The organism is Microbacterium sp., from assembly GCF_030149085.1.
Lineage (GTDB): Bacteria > Actinomycetota > Actinomycetes > Actinomycetales > Microbacteriaceae > Microbacterium.
Genome location: NZ_JASBSF010000006.1, coordinates 1 through 16,289, shown reverse-complemented (window position 1 = coordinate 16,289; position 16,289 = coordinate 1). Strand labels below are relative to the sequence as shown.

The following is a 16,289-nucleotide window of genomic DNA, read 5'->3' as shown; positions in this document are numbered from 1 at the left end:
GGGCGGCGAGGACGAAGGCGGCGCCGTGACCCTCGGCTGCTACCGGCCGAGCACAGACCGCATGTACCTCTTCGAGCCGGGCAACGAGCGCCTCACGGGCTTCACGGTGACATTCGCCGCGCACGAACTGCTCCACGCCGTTTACGGCCGCATGAGCCCTGACCAGCAGCGGGAGGTCGATGCGCTCGTCGCCGCCGAAGCAGCAAGAATCCCCGAAGGTGATCCGGTGCTCGCACAGATCGAGGCGTCGGTGGGCGCAGACGAATCACGTCGCGGCAACGAGCTCTTCGCCTACCTGGGCTCACAGGTGGAGTTCGACGGCGGATTCACGCCCGAGCTTGAGGCGCTCTACTCCGAGACCTTTGCCGACCGCTCGGCCCTCGTCGCGGTGCACGCGGCGTCGATCGCCGTGCTCGACGGCGTGCGGGCCGACGTCGAGGCCGCGTGGTCTCGGGTCGCCGAGGCCGAGACAGCAGCCGGGCAGGCACGCGCGCAGTGGAACGCCGACCAGAGCTGGTACGACCAGGCGCTGACCCGGTACAGCAGTGATCTCGCCCAGTTCGAGGCGACACCGGAGGCCGAGCGCGGATCGTACGTCGTGACGTTCACGACGTTCGCGGGCGAGCGCCGTCAGACGTCGTGGGAAGAGTACCTGCGCTTCCGAGCCGACGAACTCGACGGATTGGCCGCTGACCTCGCCGCACGGGAACCTGCCATCATCGAGCAAGAAGTCCAGGCGGCGGAGCTACGCGCGCAGACCGAGGCGCTCACCGCCGATGCGAACGCGCTGTTCGCCGCTGCCTTTCCCGGTTCGTCCTGACTAACCGGACTTCTTCTCGCGTGCGGCTCGCGAGCGTTCGACGCTGGCGCGCAGCGCCTCCATGAGGTCGATGACTTCGCCACCTTGGTCTTCGGGCTGCTCACCGAACGTCTCGGAGGTGTCGAGCGCATCCCCCTTCTCGAGCTTGGCCTCGATGAGGGTCCGCAGCTCCTGCTGGTACTCGTCGACGAAGTCGGCGGGGTCGAAATCGCCCGAGAAGCTCTCGACGAGGGATGCCGACAGCTCGAGCTCCTTGTCGGAGATCTTCACCGACTCGCTCAGCGACGGGAACGCTGCCTCCCGCACCTCGTCTGCCCACAACAGGGTCTGCAGAACGAGGACGTCGCCGCGCACCCGGAGCGCCGCGAGCCGTGTCTTCTGCCGCAGCGAGAACCGCACGATCGCAGTGCGGTCGGTCTGCTCCAGCGTCTTGCGCAGCAGCACGTAGGCCTTGGGCGACTTCGAGTCCGGTTCGAGGTAGTACGCCTTGTCGAGCGTCAGGACGTCGACCTGCTCGGTCGGGACGAACTCGACGACCTCGATTTCGCGGCTGCGTTCGGAGGGAAGCGCCGCGAAGTCCTCTTTCGTCAAGATGACGGTCTTCTCGCCGTCGTCGTAGGCCCGGTCGATCTCGCTGTAGGGCACGACCTCACCGTCGAGTTCGCACACGCGCTGATAGCGGATGCGACCCCCGTCGGCGGCATGGACCTGATGCAGCGACACGTCGTGGTCCTCGGTGGCGGCATAGACCTTCACCGGAACGTTGACCAGTCCGAACGTCAACGCACCCTTCCAGATGGACCTCATCACACCAGTACACACGTTCGCGGCGCCCAGTGCCAGCATCCGACCCGTCTCAGGCACCGCGGGCTAGCCTGGGCCCATGGCGGGTCGGGAGCAGACTGTGCAGGTGCAGGGGCACCGGTTGCGTCTCACCAACCTCGACAAGGTGCTGTATCCGGCAACGGGCACCACCAAGGGCGAGGTCATCGATTACTACAGCCGCATCGCCCCGGCCATCCTGCCGCTGCTGGCGGGGCGCCCCGTCACCCGAAAGCGATGGCCAGACGGTGTGGGCGACGCGCAGCATCCGGGCATGTCGTTTTTCACGAAGGATCTCGAGCGCGGCGCTCCCGAGTGGCTCCCCCGAATGCCCATCGAGCACTCCTCCGGAACGAAGACATACCCGCTCATCGATTCGCAGGCGGCGCTCGTGTGGCTCGGGCAGGTAGCGAGCCTCGAACTCCACGTGCCCCAATGGCGCTTCGCCGCAGACGGATCACCGGCGAATCCGGATCGGCTGGTCCTCGACCTCGATCCGGGACCCGGTATGGGTCTGGCCGAGTGCGCCAAGGTTGCTCGGCTCGTGCGCGAGATTCTGCGCGGGATGTCGCTGGAGAGCATCCCTGTCACCAGCGGCAGCAAAGGCATCCATCTGTACGCGCCGCTTCCGGGAACCCTCACGAGCGAATCCGCCTCGAACCTGGCGCGGGAGTTAGCTCGTGCGCTCGAGGCGGATCATCCGGATCTGGTCGTCAGCTCCATGTCCAAGGCGGTACGTGCGGGAAGGGTCTTTCTGGACTGGAGCCAGAACAACGGCAAGAAGACGACGATCAGCCCGTACTCGCTTCGAGGGCGCGAGCATCCCACCGTGGCAGCGCCGCGCACCTGGGATGAGCTCGCCGAACCGGATCTGCGGCAGCTGCTCTTCTCGGAGGTTCTCGAGCGTGCGGCAGCGGGGATGGCACCGTTCTTCGGTGCGTCGGCTGCCGCTTCGTTGGATCGCTACCGCGAGAAGCGCGATGCTGCGAGAACCCCGGAGCCGGTTCCGGATGTCGGCGCCCGGCCGACCGCCCGTGGCGAGGGTGATCCGCCGCGCTTCGTCGTGCAGGAGCATCACGCGTCGCGCCTGCATTTCGATCTGCGTCTGGAGAAGGACGGCGTGCTGGTGAGCTGGGCGGTGCCACACGGGATCCCCGAGACTCCTGACCGCAACAACCTCGCCGTGATGACCGAAGACCACCCGATCGAGTACCTGACCTTTCACGGCACCATCCCGAAGGGCGAGTACGGCGCCGGGACCATGACGGTGTGGGACACGGGCACCTACGAGACCGAGAAGTGGCGCGCCGACGAGGTCATCTTCCGTACCCACGGCACGCCCGGCGAAGCCATGGATGACGCGCGGTTCGCGCTCATCCGTACCGCCGGCGAGGGCGAGAAGTCGCAGTGGCTCCTCCACCGGATGAAGGACGCGCCCACTGCGAAGAAGCCCGCGGCACGCGCGGTTCCCGAACCACGTGAGTCCCCCAAGCGTGACGACAGGGTTGCCCCGATGCTTGCAACCCTGTCGACGCCAGGGCTTGCCGCAGGGGCGATCGCCCGCTGGGGAGGCGAGCCCTGGGTGGAAATGAAGTGGGACGGCATCCGTGCTGTCGGAACCTGGGATGGAACCTCCCTCACCCTCCGCGCCCGCAGCGGCAACGACCTGACAGCGACCTATCCCGACCTGCAGGATGCTGCGCTGGGCGAGGCGCCGTGCGTGGTCGACGGCGAGATCGTCGCGCTGGATGAAAAAGGCAGACCGAGCTTTCCGCTGCTGCAGAAGCGGATGAACCTCGCGAATCTGGCCGAGATCGTCCGCGAGGCCGCGCGCACGCCGGTGAGGTACTACCTGTTCGATCTGCTCCAGATCGACGGGCGGGATGCGACGGCGTTGCCGCTGCGTGATCGCCGCGCACTGCTGGAGCGTCTTGCCGATGGGGCGGGCGAACGCGTTGCGGTCCCGCCGGTCTTCGACGATCTGGAAGCAACGCTAGACGCGGCACGCGAGGCCGCCCTCGAGGGGGTGGTCGTCAAGAACCCCGGGTCGCGCTACCGGCCGGGCGAGCGCTCGCCCGATTGGCTCAAGATCAAGTTCACCCGCACCCAGGATGTCGTCATCGGCGGCATCCGGCCCGGTCAGGGTGGCAGGTCGGGAGCGATTGGATCGCTCCTGGTCGGTATCCCGGGTCCGGATGGCTTACGGTACGCGGGACGCGTCGGTACGGGCTTCTCGGATGCCGCGCTTGCGGCCCTCGGGCGCCTGCTCGCCCCTCTCGGGAACGACGAGAATCCGTTCGTCGGCGTGCCGGAGGCTGACGCACAGGATGCGATCTGGGTGAGGCCAGAGCTCGTCGGCGACGTCGAGTTCGCCGAGTTCACACCCGGCGGCATCCTGCGCCACGCCCGCTGGCGCGGGCTTCGCCCCGATCGCTCCCCCGACACCGTCGTGCGGGAGGACAGCCCCTAGGCGTGCGTGGCGTCGCCCGAATCGACGTGGCCCGCGGGCTCGAGCTGGAAGGTCAAGTGCTCGACGTCGAAGTGCGAGGCAAGGCAGGTCTGCAGGCGCGAGAGGATCTCACCCGATCGCCCAGCCGCGATGGCATCCGGGTCGATGACGACGTGAGCGGTGAAGACGGGAGCTCCCCGGGTCAGCTGCCACACGTGGATGTCGTGCACGGCGACGACGTCCTCTGCCGAGAGGATGTGCTCGCGGATTTCGGCGACGTGGGTGCCTTTCGGCGCCGATTCCGACAGGACGTGGAAGACCTCGCGCAGCAGCCCGACCGCGCGCGGCACGATGAGTGCCGCGATCAGCAGCGACGCGACAGCATCCGCTGGCTGCCAGCCGGTCATCAGCACAATGATCGCTGCGACGATGACCAGAGCCGACCCCAGAAGGTCGCCGAGCACCTCGAGGTAGGCGCCGCGGACATTGATGCTCGTACGCTGCGCGGCAGAGAGCAGCCACATCGCCGCGGCGTTGGCAAGAAGTCCGACAACCGCGACGATCAGCATGATGCCGCCGCGCACCTCGGCCTCTCCCGGATCGATCAGGCGCTGGATCGCCTCCACGACGATCCACGCCGACAGACCGATCAGCAGGACGGCGTTGATCAGGGCGCCGAACACCTCAGCTCGCTGGTAACCGTAGGTCTGCCGGTCGGTGGCGGGCCGTGCCGCGACGATACTCGCGATCAGAGCAATCACTAGGGCCGCCGTATCCGTGAGCATGTGGACGGAGTCGGCGAGCAAGGCAAGCGAGCCGCTGAGGAACGCACCGACCACCTGAACGACGAGAACGACCGAGGTGATCGTGAGCGAGGCCGTCAGCAGGCGACGGTTGCTCGCACCACGGATGCCGGGAGCGTGATCATGCACGGCACCCAGCGTAGGGGCGAGAGCAGGCCGCGGCAGGGCTTTACGCCCAATCGGGAACGAGTCTGATTCTCGCTTCCGTACCCGCGCTCAGAGCGCCGACAACAGGGGCGCGAGGGCGATGAAGGCCTGGGCGCGGTGGGATGCCGCGGTCTTCTCCTCCGGGCTCCACTGTCCGACAGTGCGCTCTGCGCCCGGTTCCTGGCCGTCGGGGATGAAGATCGGGTCGTAGCCGAACCCGCCGTCGCCGCGCGGTTCCGTGGCAAGGCGCCCGTGCCAGTGCCCCTCGACCACGTGCTCCATGGCGAAGGCCGTCGACCCCGGTTCGGGGACGACAAGCGCGATGGTCGACACGAACGATGCCTTGCGATGCGGGTCTGCGATGTCAGAGAGCTGGTCCAGCAACAGATGCATGTTCGCGGCGGCATCCTTCTTGTGACCTGCCCAGTACGCCGAGAAGATTCCCGGCGCCCCGCCCATCACGCTGACAGCGATGCCGGAGTCATCGGCGAGCGCCGCGAGGCCCGTGTGACGGGCGGCCGCCCGCGCCTTGATCAGGGCGTTCTCGGCGAAGTTGACGCCGTCCTCGACGGGCTCGGGCCCGTCGTAGCCGATGACGTGCAGGTCGGGACGGGTCGCCGCGACGATCCGGCCAAACTCGGCTACCTTGTGGGGGTTGTGGGTTGCCAGGACGATCTGCTGCGGCATCCGGTCACTCACCCGCGCTTCGGGAGTCAGTGCTGAGCGTGTCGGTCTGGATGTCGCGCAGGGTCGCGCATCCCGACAGACCCAGTTCGAGGAGTGCGTCAAGCTCCCGCTTGTCGAAGGGCGCACCCTCGGCCGTGCCCTGCACCTCGACGAACAACCCGCGCCCCGTCACGACGACGTTCATGTCGGTCTCGGCACGGACGTCCTCGACGTAGGCGAGGTCGAGCATCGGCTCACCGTCGATGATGCCGACCGAGACGGCGGCCACTGAGTCGAGCAGCACCTGCGATTTCTGGCCGATGAACTTCTTGCGCCGGCCCCACTCGATCGCATCGGCGAGCGCCACGTAGGCTCCGGTGATTGCCGCGGTTCGGGTTCCCCCGTCGGCCTGCAACACGTCGCAGTCGATCACGATCGTGTTCTCGCCGAGTGCCTTCGTGTCGACGACGGCCCGCAGAGCCCGGCCGATAAGGCGCGAAATCTCGTGCGTGCGCCCGCCGATCTTGCCCTTGACGCTTTCGCGGTCGTTGCGATCGTTGGTCGCGCGCGGCAGCATCGCGTATTCAGCGGTGACCCAGCCCTTGCCCTTGCCGGTGAGCCAGCGCGGCACACCGTTGGTGAAGGATGCCGTGCACAGCACGCGGGTTCCACCGAAGCTGATCAGCGCTGATCCTTCTGCCTGGGCCGACCAGCCTCGTTCGATCGTGATGGGGCGCAACTGGTCGACGGCGCGGCCATCGGCGCGGGTGATCTCGCTCATGCGGGTTCTCTTTCGGGTCGGATGCTCCGCCTCGGCGGGGCGTCGGTCAGTGCGGCAGGTCAGCGCCGCAGGTCGATGGCTCCGGTCTGTACGAGGCGAACGTCTCGCACCTCGCGACCCATGAGTCGGTGGGCAAGTCGCACGAACTCGTCAGCTGAGTCGCCGGTCGCTTCGTAGGTGTGGGTCGCCGTGGCATCCGTTCCCGCCAGCAGATCCCGGCTCACGAGCTGCCGGTACACGTCGTTCGCCGTCTCGGTGTCGCTGGAGACGAGCGAGACATCCGGCCCCATGACGTAGCTGATGGCACCCTTCAGGAACGGGTAGTGCGTGCAGCCGAGCACGAGAGTGTCCACGGCGGCGTGCCGGAGCGGCGCGAGGTACTCCTCGGCGACTGCGAGCACGTCGGGGGTATCGGTCTCGCCCGCCTCGACGAAGTCGACGAAACGCGGGCACGCCTGCGCGAACACAGCGAGCCGGTCGTTGACCTCGAGCATGTCCTGGTACGCGCGCGAGCCGATCGTGCCGGTCGTGCCGATGACGCCGATCCGTCCCGACCGGGTCGTCGACATCGCCGTCCGGACTGCGGGGCCGATCACCTCGACGACGGGGACGTCGTAGCGTTCGCGGGCATCGCGCAAGACGGCAGCGGATGCCGTGTTGCAGGCGATCACGAGCATTTTCACGCCCTGCGCGACGAGGGCGTCGAGCACCTCGAGCGAGTAGCGGCGCACATCGGCGATCGGCTTGGGCCCGTAGGGCGAGTGGGCGGTGTCACCGATGTAGAGCAGCGACTCGCGGGGCAGCTGGTCCGAGATGGCCCGCGCTACGGTGAGCCCGCCGACACCGGAGTCGAAGATCCCGATCGGCGCGTTGTTCACGGTGCACCAGCCTACGCCAGCGCTCGTCTCCCACGCGCCGCTACCCGGCACGGGATGGATGCCGCGGCGGCCCCATCACTAGGCTGGCGCGCATGACAGCATCCGTCAGCACGGCACTGCTCACCGACCGGTACGAACTGACGATGCTCGATGCCGCACTGCACGACGGCACTGCCTCGCGCCGATGCGTCTTCGACGTCTTCGCGCGCCGCCTCCCCGGCGGCCGCCGGTTCGGCGTCGTGGCAGGCACCGGGCGCCTCCTGAGCCTCCTCCGCGACTTCCGGTTCGGCGACGACGAGCTGCGCTTCCTGCGTGACGAGCGAGTCGTGGATGCCCAGACGCTGCGCTTTCTCGAGCAGTACCGCTTCACGGGATCGATCCACGGATACCGGGAGGGCGAGCTGTATTTTCCGGGGTCTCCGCTGCTGACGATCGAAGGGACCTTTGCCGAGGCCGTCATACTCGAGACCCTTGCCCTGAGCGTGCTGAACTACGACTCCGCGGTGGCCGCGGCCGCGGCACGCATGAGCATTGCCGCCGGCGACCGCCCCCTCGCCGAGATGGGATCGCGACGCACCGGCGAATGGTCAGCTGTCGCTGCGGCGCGGGCCGCCTTCATCGCGGGCTTCAGTGCGACGAGCAACCTGGAGGCGGGGCGCCGCTGGGGCATCCCCACGATGGGGACCGCAGCGCACAGCTGGACGCTGCTTCACGACACCGAAGCCGACGCGTTCGCGGCGCAGCTTCGGGCCCTCGGCGACCAGACGACACTGCTCATCGACACGTACGACGTCGAAACCGGCGTGGCAACGGCGATCACGGTTGCCGGCAGCGGGCTCGGCGGGGTACGCATCGACTCGGGTGATCTCCCGGTCGTCGCCGCGCAGGTGCGGCGGCAACTGGATGCCCTCGGCGCGCGCGACACCCGCATCACGGTCACCAGCGACCTCGACGAGTTTGCGATCGCGGCGCTGGCGGCATCCCCGGTGGATGCTTACGGCGTCGGCACGGCGCTGGCGACGGGCTCCGGCTCGCCGACGGCGGGCCTTGTCTACAAGCTCGTGGCACGCCAGGATGCCGGCGGAGCGTGGATTCCGGTGGCGAAGACCTCAACGGCCAAAGCCTCGCAGGGCGGGCGAAAGACGGCTTTTCGAATCCTTGAGGACGGGATTGCCCGCGAAGAGCTCATCGTCGTCGCCGAAGGTTTCGAGCACCGCGAGACGCCGGCGCCGCATGCGGATGCCCGTGCCCTGCAGGTTCCGCTCGTGGTCCACGGCGAGATCGATGCTTCGGCCGAGGGACCCCATGGGGCCAGCGTCGCTCGGGATCACCACGCACGCGTCCGCGCCGAACTTCCGCTCGCGGCACTGGCACTCAGCCGTTCCGAGCCTGCCCTGGAGACCACGTACCACGCGGGCTGACCGCCCGAGCGCTGCGGGTCAGTGCTGCATCCGCTCGTAGATCTCTTTGCAGGTCGGGCACACCGGGAACTTCTCGGGGTCGCGGCCGGGGGTCCACTTCTTGCCGCACAGCGCCTTGACGGGCTTTCCGGTGAGAGCCGACTCGAGGATCTTGTCTTTCTTGACGTAGTGCGAGAACCGCTCGTGGTCCCCGGGTTCGACGGTCTCTTCTCGGAGGAGCTCTTCGAGCTCGCGATCGAGGGTCGCAAGTCCGCCCTGGTCGGGGCTGTCCAGCGGAGTGCTCATGGTCAGTCAGTGTAGTCCCGGCATCCGGCCCCGGCTCGGGCTCACCCGTCCGGATGCTGCACGGGCGGTGGCCGGAGAAGTGCCGTCAGGATGCCTCGGCGAACTCCATGATCCGCCCGGTGCGGCGTGTGAACACGGCAGCGCCGATGGCCACGCCGAGCACGAGCACTCCGAGCCCCGTCGCAACACCGACCCAGAGGGCGAGCGCGGCGGCCTCGATCGTGCGCGTGAGGGCGAGCCAGGTCCACCACAGGCTCGGCGCCGACACGGCCAAGGCACCGAGCATGACGAGGGCCTGGGACACCGCTCCGCTGGATCCGGTGCGCTGCGGCTGCTGGAACGGGCTCTCGCCCGGCGGTGTGACGGGATAGGGCGAGGCAGCCGAGGCGATACTCGACAAGCCGAGGCCTGAGAAAAACAGTGACACGCACACGCCGACGATGGCCGGTGCGATCGCCCACCGTCCGTGAAGGGCGACAGACACCGGAATACCGATGGCCAGCACCGGTATGGCGATGACGAGGATCGGAACAAGCCGCCCGACGCGGTCGGGAAGGCCGCGCAGGCCGCTCGCGACATGCATCCAGATCGCCGTCGAGTCGTACGCGAGGTCGTTGTGCGGCAGCCATCCGAAAAAGAGCGCGACGAACAGGATCGGAACGAGCGCCGCGACGTTGGCGGGAACGCCGGCGATCAACAGGGGCACCACGGTCGCCACGGCGGCGACAGGAATCACGAGGGTGTTCACGAGGTACCGCCGGTCGCGCAGCCAGTACACCAGGCTTCGGGCGGCGACAGCTCCCCCGGGGGTGCCGGGAACGACGCTGAACCACCCGAGTCCGCCGCGTTCCCGCGTTGTCAGCGGCTTCTCGATACTCGAGAGGAAGTGACGCACTAGCGCGAGCCACGCAAACCCCAGCGCGACGACAGTTGCCAGCGCGACGATCAGGGCAAGGAACCCGGATGCGTCGCCCCGCGTGAACAGCAGAGGAAAGGCCCACGCGGCGCCGATGGGAGTGAAACTCAGGACGTCGACCACCTGCTGCAACGGGCCAGGAACGGTGCCACGCCAGTCAAGCGATGCGAGAAAGACGCCCACGGGGACGACGATCACCAGAACCGTGACGAGCAGAAGCCCGGAGAGCTCTCTCGACCGGCGATCACCGAAGATGAGGCCGGCAACGCCGAGCGCGCAGCGGGCAAACAGGACGCAGGTCGCCACCCCGATGATGGTGGCCATGATCGCCGCTATGACGGTAGCCCCCGCAGCCACCCAGACAACAGCCGCGCACACGGCGAGCGCGACTAAGCCGAGCACCGGCACGCTGAACAGCCCGGCGAGGGCGAGCGCTCCCGCCAGAGGATCAGGAGCAAGCGCGAAGACCCGGAACCGGCGCGGATCGAGCGGATCGGTGACCGCGGCGACGATGGGAGCCAACGCGAAGGCCAGCGTCAGCGTTGCCCCGCAGAAAACGGTGATTGCCGCGACAGCGGCGGTCGATGACTCCTGCACCCCCAGGAGAGCCCAGCAGGCAGCGACGGTCGCCGCCAGCAGCAGGAGCCCCCCGACCACACCCCGAGTGACCTTCTGCGGATCTCCGCGGAAAGCACCGAGCAGCAGCGCGAGTCTCAGTCGGAGAACGTGTGCAACCACTCGAGGCCCTCCAGCTCGCCCGCCCCGCCGACGAGTTCGACGAATCGCTCTTCGAGGCTGGCCTCGCCCCGCACCTCATCGATCGTTCCTTCGGCCACCAGAGAGCCGGCGACGATCACCGCGACGCGAGAGCACACCCGCTCGACCAACTCCATGCCGTGGCTGGAGAGGATGACGGTTCCACCGTGCGCGACGTAGGCGTGCAGGATGTCGAGAATGGCCGCACTCGAGACCGGATCGACGGCTTCAAAGGGCTCGTCGAGTACCAGCACGCGGGGCGAATGGATGAGAGCGCCGGCGAGCATGATCTTCTTGGACATACCGGCGGAGTAATCGGAGACGACTCGGCCGAGTGATTCCGTGAGGTCAAAGGCGCGGGCAAGGTCAATCGTGCGTCGCTCGACCTCTGCTGGTGGGAGACCTCGCAGTGCGCCGTAGTAGTAGAGCAGCTGACGACCGGTCAGCCGGTCGAACGTGCGGAATCGGTCGGGAAGCACGCCCATGAGCCGCTTCGCAGCCACGGGCTTGGCCGCGGCATCCACGCCAGCGATGGTGATCTCGCCGGAGTCGGCGCGAAGCAGACCCGCGATGATCGACAGGGTCGTCGTCTTACCCGCCCCGTTGGGACCGACAATCCCGTAGAAGCTGCCGACGGGAACCTCGAGGCTGATCCCGTCCAGTGCCTGAAGATCTCCGAACGACTTACGGATGTCGCGCAGCACCAACGCGGGCGCGGGCGCCGGCTCCTCAGCTGTCGCTGAGTCATCTGCCACGGCGACCTCCACCGGTTCGGTCTCGTCAACCTCCGGGGCTACGGCATCGTCGAACTCGGGCGCCACGGCCTCGTCGACCGCATCGCGGGTCTCGCTCGCTGCGATGGACTCCAGCGCGGACTCGAGTGCAGGATCAACCGTCACGCCATCGACCGCGGTCGCCTCAGGCTCAGCGGATGCCGCATCCTGATGCTCCGGCGGCTTCGCTGCCGAGACAGGCCTCTTGCGCGGGGTCGCAGGTCGCGTCGCCGCGGGCTTGCGCGGGGTGCGGGGGCTGGAGCCCGACGCCTTCGAAGCGGGCGTCCGAGAAGTCGACGCTTTGCGCGGTGCGCGCGGCGTGCGGGGCGATGCCGGCTTCTTCGCGGATCCCTCCCCCGGTGTCTTGCCGGACTCGCCGGAGGACTCGTCGGGAAGATCCGTCGCCTCAGTCACCGCTCCAAACTATCAATCGACCTCTGCATCAACCCCCCGATGACACTCCATGCCATGCGGATGCCCAGCCGAAGCGCTTAGGATCACGCCATGGCCGACAAGGTCCATCAGATCCATTCGCTGCCGGATGACGCCCCCTGGTCGGGTGGGCTTCCTCCGGAAGGATCGGACGAGCACCCGATGTTCATCCGAGCGCTCGATCGTGTGCTGGCAATCCAGCGACCGGTCGTGCTCGCTCATGTGCGCAGCATCCGTCTTCGCCAACCGAACGCAACCTCCACCCAGATCATCCGCACCCTCGAGCGGCGATACCTCGCCGCGGTGACCACCGGCGGCGCGGCGGTAGGCGCCACGGCCGTCATTCCCGGCATCGGCACCGGCGTCACCCTTGCGCTGAGCGGCGTCGAAACCATCGGGTTCTTGGAAGCGACCACACTGTTCGCGCAGTCCGTCGCCGAAGTGCACGGCATTCCCGTCTCGGATCCCGACCGCGCCCGCGCGCTCGTGCTGATGCTGTTGCTCGGACAAGAAGGCATTGACCTCGTCTCCCAGCTGGCGAACCAGGCGACCGGGCGGGGGCCGACGCGCTCGACCTACTGGGGCGAAATGGTCACCAAGACGATCCCGAAGGCAGCGATGGGGCCTCTCGTCGATCGCCTGAAGACCACCTTCGTCCGCCAGTTCGCAGCCAAGGGCGGAGCCTCATGGATCGGCAAGGCCCTCCCGTTCGGCATTGGCGCGGCTATCGGCGGCACCGGCAATCACATCCTCGGCCGCCGGGTGCTCGCGGGCTCGCGCCGAGCCTTCGGCATTCCTCCGCAAGCTCTGCCCCCAGAGACCGCGCCGCTTCCCGGCGCCCGGCGGCTGGAGCACTCTGCGGTTTCGGCCGTGCGGAGAGCAGGTTCTGCCGTGGGTAGCGGCGTGAGCCGAGGTGCGTCAGTGATCGGCAGCGGTGTCTCCAAGGGCACGACGGCGATCGGCGGTGCGGCTCGGAGCATCACGCGTCGTCCCGACAAAGACCCAGGCACGCAAGCGACCGACGCCGCCCCGGAATAGTCCGGGGCGGCGTCGGTCGGGTCTGTGGAGATCGAACCTCAGGCTGCGATCACGAGCCGAGCTGGCCGAGCGTCACGTCGACCGTGCGGGTCTGACCATCGCGAACGAAGGTCACCGTTGCATCGCTTCCCGCCGCCGCGGCACGCACCTGGGCGGTGAGGTCCGTCGCGTCCGAGATCGGCACACCGTTGAAGCCCGTCACGATGTCGCCTGCCTGCAGGCCACCGCGCTGAGCCGCGCCGCCGTCGGTCACCTCGGCGATGTACGCGCCCGTGATCGTCGAATCAGCGATCGCTGCCGCGTTCTGCACACTCGCACCCAGCAGTCCGTGCGTCGCCGAACCGGTGTCGATGATCTCCTGCGTCACCCGCTCGACAACGTTCGAGGGGATCGAGAAGCCGACGCCGATGGAGCCCGACTGCCCTGAAGATCCGCCCGCAGAAGCGATGGCGACATTGATGCCGATGAGCTTGCCGTCGGAGTCCACCAGGGCACCACCCGAGTTTCCGGGGTTGATGGCGGCATCCGTCTGGATCACCGCGATCGAGATCGTTGCGCTCGACCCGGTGCTGCCCTGGTTACCCTGACCGAAGTCGAAGTAGAACGGCCCTTGCGTCCCGTTGCCCTCGGAGTTGGGGTCGCTCTGTTCGGTGTCGGGCGCAGCGGACGAGGAGATCTGGATCGACCGGTTGAGTGCGCTCACGATACCCGTGGTCACCGTGTTTGACAGCCCCAGCGGCGCGCCGATGGCGACAGCCTGGTCGCCGACGTTCAGATCCGAGGAGTCGGCGAATTCGATCGGAGTCAGGTCCTCGGCGCCCACGAGCTTGATCACGGCGAGGTCGTAGGTGGGGTCGGTGCCGACGACATCAGCGTCATAGACGCGCCCGTCTGACGTGGTGACCCGGACGGTCGCGTCTCCGGTCGCACCGTCGAGGGTGACGACGTGCGTGTTGGTGACGACGTAACCGTCAGAGGTCAGCACGACGCCTGACCCGGTTCCGCCGCCGCTGGAGGAGGTTGCCTCGATGGTCACAACGCTCGGGAGAACCTTGGTCGCGATCCCCGTCGTCTGCGTCACAGACGACGTGTCATTGACTGTGACACTCGCGGGTCCGGATGCCGTCGTCACGGTGTCGGGGGCGAACAACGCGGCCCCGGCGTAGGCACCGCCAAGGCCTGCGGCACCGCCCACGAGTGCTGCGGCAATGATGATCCCGGCAACCGCGCCTGCGCCGACCTTGGCGCGGGGCGCCGCCGTCGTGGTGGGAGCGAAGGCATACTGCGGGGCAGTACCCGGAGAGGTGAACGGCGCCTGCGCGTAGGGGGACTGCGGGTGGTGGGTACCAGCCGCTGGAGGAGCCCACACCGGTGACGCGCCTGCGGCAGAGGATGCCCCGGGGGCAGGCGGCAGCGGTTCGGTCGGCTGCGTCGACCCTGCCGGTGCAGGAGCATGAGCCGCCACCGCATCGGCGACCTGCTCGGTCGCGTCGGTGGTCGGCGCCGCGGCGTCGGCGGTCGAAGCGGAGGCGTCGGTGCCCTGTTCGGGGAGGTCTGTTCCCGCGGCGTCAGCGGGACGCTGCGAGTCGGTGGGGTCTGCGGTGTTCTCGGTGCTCATGGATGCTCCTTCCAAGCACCATCAACGGTGCCGCCGGATGCTGTGTGAATCCTATGGCTGAGTCGGGAGCGGACTATGCAGTCGTCATGCTCTCGTTCGGTGCCGCACCGACGACACCGTTTACGGGCGCGGGATCACGTCGAACCGACGCAGCCGGAGGGCCGGGTTGACGCGCCGGACGCGATCCACGGCATCCGGGTCCACGTAGCCGACCGCAACGTCGGTACCGGTCCCAACCCCGGCGATCGCCACGCCCTGAGGGTCGAGCACCACCGAGGCCCCAACACCCAGCGGCGGCGGGTGGTCGGCTGCCGCGACGAACACCGTGTTCTCGATCGCGCGGGCCGCGAGCAGCGTCTGCCACTGAAACTCTTTGAGTGGTCCCCGCACCCAGGCTGCGGGCACCACCATGCCTTCCACTCCGGCATCCGCGAGAGTTCGTGCGACCTCCGGGAAGCGCAGGTCGTAACACGTCATGAGTCCCCAGCGCAGCCCGCCAACCTCAAAGGTCTGCGGCGGCGCGATCTCGCCCGCTTCGACCCAATCAGACTCCCGCTGCCCGAATGCATCGTAGAGATGGAGCTTGCGGTATACAGCCAGGAGGCCGCCCGGACCGACGGCGACGACTGCGTTGCGCACCTTCCCGGGGTTGCTGGCTGTCTCGATCAGGCCAGCGACGATCACCGCGCCGGTGCGCTGCGCTGACTGGTGCAATGCCGCAACAAACGGCCCATCCACGTCCTGCGCGTGACGAGCGAGCGTCTGGTCGAACGGGTCCACGAAGTAACTGGAGTACTCGGGGAACACGACGAGCTTCGCGCCGCGATCAGCTGCCACGTCGACCATTCGATCAATCTGGCGCGCGTTGGCCTCGCTGTCTGCAGACGGCGCGAACTGCGCGATCGCCACGGCGACGGCCGGTGCCGGCATCCGGGTCATGAGCGGTCTGCCTTTCGCGAATGGTGTCTGCGCAAATACCCCGGCACGACGAGCCACAGGATGACAACGGTGGCGCCGAGGGCAGCTGCCGCGATCCAGGCTGGGTCGAACCCCAGAACGACGTCGAAGACGAAAGCGACAACCCCGACCAGAAGGATACCCACCGTCGCCAGAGCACCGATGAGTGCGCGGTGGCCGAAGATCACGACGTCGGGTTTGGCGAGCCTACGGAACAGGCTGCGGTGCATCGCCACCGGCGCCAAGGCGATGATCGCGCTGAGAGCCGCGAGCACCAGGAGAACGAGGTAGAAGGCACGCTGTGGGTCCGTCAGATCGCCGAACGCTGGTTGGAACGCGACAGCCAGCAGAAATCCCGTGAGGATCTGCGTGCCGGTCTGGAGCACGCGCAACTCCTGCAGCACGTCATCCCAGTTGCGATCGGCGCGCTGGCTCGGCGTCTCGGATCGTCCGTCGAACGCGGCGTCGCCGGATGATGCCGCCGAAATCTCGCCCGGGGTTGCCATCATGCGGCCATCCTCCTCGGAGCGGACGAGTCGAGGCAACCGGCAACCCCGGCTCCGCCGTCCGATGTGCGAGGCTTCGGGAACCGTGCTAAAGTTGATCCTTGTGCCGCGGGGTGGAGCAGTTCGGTAGCTCGCTGGGCTCATAACCCAGAGGTCGTAGGTTCAAATCCTGCCCCCGCAACCAGATGTCCTGTCTCAGGACATAGGAAACCCTCGAACCT

13 protein-coding genes, 1 tRNA gene and 2 pseudogenes are annotated in these 16,289 nt (G+C 67.8%); 5 read left to right on the top strand and 11 right to left on the bottom strand.

Annotated elements, in window-relative coordinates; translation table 11 throughout:
- Nucleotides 1–820, top strand: a pseudogene (locus tag Q1V87_RS00210) (hypothetical protein); the annotation flags it as partial.
- 15 nt (nt 821–835) lie between these two features.
- Here the strand turns inward: Q1V87_RS00210 and Q1V87_RS00205 are convergent.
- Nucleotides 836–1,627 (bottom strand): annotated as a pseudogene (locus tag Q1V87_RS00205) (Ku protein); the annotation flags it as partial.
- A gap of 76 nt (nt 1,628–1,703) precedes the next feature.
- On the opposite strand from Q1V87_RS00205, the gene Q1V87_RS00200 reads away from it, so the two are divergent.
- Nucleotides 1,704–4,112 carry an ATP-dependent DNA ligase gene (locus Q1V87_RS00200; RefSeq protein ID WP_300590342.1) on the top strand — a complete coding sequence of 803 codons (2,409 nt, stop codon included), beginning with the start codon at nt 1,704–1,706 and terminating at the stop codon, nt 4,110–4,112.
- Here the strand turns inward: Q1V87_RS00200 and Q1V87_RS00195 are convergent.
- The 4 genes from Q1V87_RS00195 to murI all read right to left on the bottom strand — a co-directional run bounded on the left by Q1V87_RS00195 (nt 4,109) and on the right by murI (nt 7,366).
- Nucleotides 4,109–5,023: a cation diffusion facilitator family transporter gene (locus Q1V87_RS00195; protein WP_300590341.1), complete on the bottom strand. Its 915-nt coding sequence runs from the start codon at nt 5,021–5,023 to the stop codon at nt 4,109–4,111. The two genes, Q1V87_RS00200 and Q1V87_RS00195, sit on opposite strands and share 4 nt — an antisense overlap.
- 87 nt (nt 5,024–5,110) lie before the next feature.
- Nucleotides 5,111–5,728 (bottom strand): non-canonical purine NTP pyrophosphatase, encoded by a 618-nt coding sequence (locus tag Q1V87_RS00190; protein WP_300590340.1) that lies wholly within the window; start codon nt 5,726–5,728, stop codon nt 5,111–5,113.
- A 4-nt stretch (nt 5,729–5,732) separates the two neighbouring features.
- Entirely contained in the window at nt 5,733–6,488 is a 756-nt protein-coding gene (rph, locus tag Q1V87_RS00185) for a ribonuclease PH (protein ID WP_300590339.1), read from the bottom strand.
- A 59-nt stretch (nt 6,489–6,547) separates the two neighbouring features.
- Nucleotides 6,548–7,366: a glutamate racemase gene (murI, locus tag Q1V87_RS00180; RefSeq protein WP_300590338.1), complete on the bottom strand. Its 819-nt coding sequence runs from the start codon at nt 7,364–7,366 to the stop codon at nt 6,548–6,550.
- 92 nt (nt 7,367–7,458) lie between these two features.
- Here murI and Q1V87_RS00175 point away from each other — a divergent pair, with 92 nt between their 5' ends.
- Complete coding sequence (locus tag Q1V87_RS00175) at nt 7,459–8,787, top strand: nicotinate phosphoribosyltransferase (protein ID WP_300590337.1); 1,329 nt, start codon at nt 7,459–7,461, stop codon at nt 8,785–8,787.
- Nucleotides 8,788–8,805: 18 nt separating this feature from the next.
- Here the strand turns inward: Q1V87_RS00175 and Q1V87_RS00170 are convergent, their stop codons facing one another.
- The 3 genes from Q1V87_RS00170 to Q1V87_RS00160 form a co-directional block, all read right to left on the bottom strand.
- Nucleotides 8,806–9,072 carry a DUF3039 domain-containing protein gene (locus Q1V87_RS00170; protein ID WP_292708570.1) on the bottom strand — a complete coding sequence of 89 codons (267 nt, stop codon included), beginning with the start codon at nt 9,070–9,072 and terminating at the stop codon, nt 8,806–8,808.
- 85 nt (nt 9,073–9,157) lie between these two features.
- Nucleotides 9,158–10,726, bottom strand: a complete 1,569-nt coding sequence (locus Q1V87_RS00165) for a hypothetical protein (RefSeq protein ID WP_300590336.1) — start codon at nt 10,724–10,726, stop codon at nt 9,158–9,160.
- Nucleotides 10,702–11,931 (bottom strand): ATP-binding cassette domain-containing protein, encoded by a 1,230-nt coding sequence (locus Q1V87_RS00160; RefSeq protein WP_300590335.1) that lies wholly within the window; start codon nt 11,929–11,931, stop codon nt 10,702–10,704. The genes Q1V87_RS00165 and Q1V87_RS00160 overlap by 25 nt, the downstream gene beginning before the upstream one ends.
- 90 nt (nt 11,932–12,021) lie before the next feature.
- Between Q1V87_RS00160 and Q1V87_RS00155 the strand changes: the two genes are divergently transcribed.
- Nucleotides 12,022–12,987, top strand: coding sequence for a hypothetical protein (locus Q1V87_RS00155; protein ID WP_300590334.1), 966 nt, complete (start codon nt 12,022–12,024; stop codon nt 12,985–12,987).
- A 49-nt stretch (nt 12,988–13,036) separates the two neighbouring features.
- On the opposite strand, the gene Q1V87_RS00150 is transcribed toward Q1V87_RS00155, so the two are convergent.
- The 3 genes from Q1V87_RS00150 to Q1V87_RS00140 all read right to left on the bottom strand — a co-directional run bounded on the left by Q1V87_RS00150 (nt 13,037) and on the right by Q1V87_RS00140 (nt 16,071).
- Nucleotides 13,037–14,605, bottom strand: a complete 1,569-nt coding sequence (locus Q1V87_RS00150) for a trypsin-like peptidase domain-containing protein (RefSeq protein WP_300590333.1) — start codon at nt 14,603–14,605, stop codon at nt 13,037–13,039.
- A gap of 120 nt (nt 14,606–14,725) precedes the next feature.
- Nucleotides 14,726–15,535 carry a carbon-nitrogen hydrolase family protein gene (locus Q1V87_RS00145; RefSeq protein ID WP_300590343.1) on the bottom strand — a complete coding sequence of 270 codons (810 nt, stop codon included), beginning with the start codon at nt 15,533–15,535 and terminating at the stop codon, nt 14,726–14,728.
- A gap of 5 nt (nt 15,536–15,540) precedes the next feature.
- Nucleotides 15,541–16,071 carry a DUF6328 family protein gene (locus Q1V87_RS00140; protein ID WP_300590332.1) on the bottom strand — a complete coding sequence of 177 codons (531 nt, stop codon included), beginning with the start codon at nt 16,069–16,071 and terminating at the stop codon, nt 15,541–15,543.
- Nucleotides 16,072–16,175: 104 nt separating this feature from the next.
- Between Q1V87_RS00140 and Q1V87_RS00135 the strand changes: the two genes are divergently transcribed.
- Nucleotides 16,176–16,252: transfer RNA gene (locus tag Q1V87_RS00135), tRNA-Met, on the top strand.
- Nucleotides 16,253–16,289 lie beyond the last annotated feature (37 nt).

Excerpts from the sequence above, each read along its gene's own strand:
- Q1V87_RS00145 (WP_300590343.1), bottom strand. The coding sequence starts at position 15,535 with ATGCCGGCACCGGCCGTCGCCGTGGCGATCGCGCAGTTCGCGCCGTCT.
- Q1V87_RS00155 (WP_300590334.1), top strand. The coding sequence starts at position 12,022 with ATGGCCGACAAGGTCCATCAGATCCATTCGCTGCCGGATGACGCCCCC.
- rph (WP_300590339.1), bottom strand. The coding sequence starts at position 6,488 with ATGAGCGAGATCACCCGCGCCGATGGCCGCGCCGTCGACCAGTTGCGC.
- Q1V87_RS00170 (WP_292708570.1), bottom strand. The coding sequence starts at position 9,072 with ATGAGCACTCCGCTGGACAGCCCCGACCAGGGCGGACTTGCGACCCTC.
- Q1V87_RS00200 (WP_300590342.1), top strand. The coding sequence starts at position 1,704 with ATGGCGGGTCGGGAGCAGACTGTGCAGGTGCAGGGGCACCGGTTGCGT.
- Q1V87_RS00175 (WP_300590337.1), top strand. The coding sequence starts at position 7,459 with ATGACAGCATCCGTCAGCACGGCACTGCTCACCGACCGGTACGAACTG.
- Q1V87_RS00140 (WP_300590332.1), bottom strand. The coding sequence starts at position 16,071 with ATGATGGCAACCCCGGGCGAGATTTCGGCGGCATCATCCGGCGACGCC.
- Q1V87_RS00150 (WP_300590333.1), bottom strand. The coding sequence starts at position 14,605 with ATGAGCACCGAGAACACCGCAGACCCCACCGACTCGCAGCGTCCCGCT.
- Q1V87_RS00190 (WP_300590340.1), bottom strand. The coding sequence starts at position 5,728 with ATGCCGCAGCAGATCGTCCTGGCAACCCACAACCCCCACAAGGTAGCC.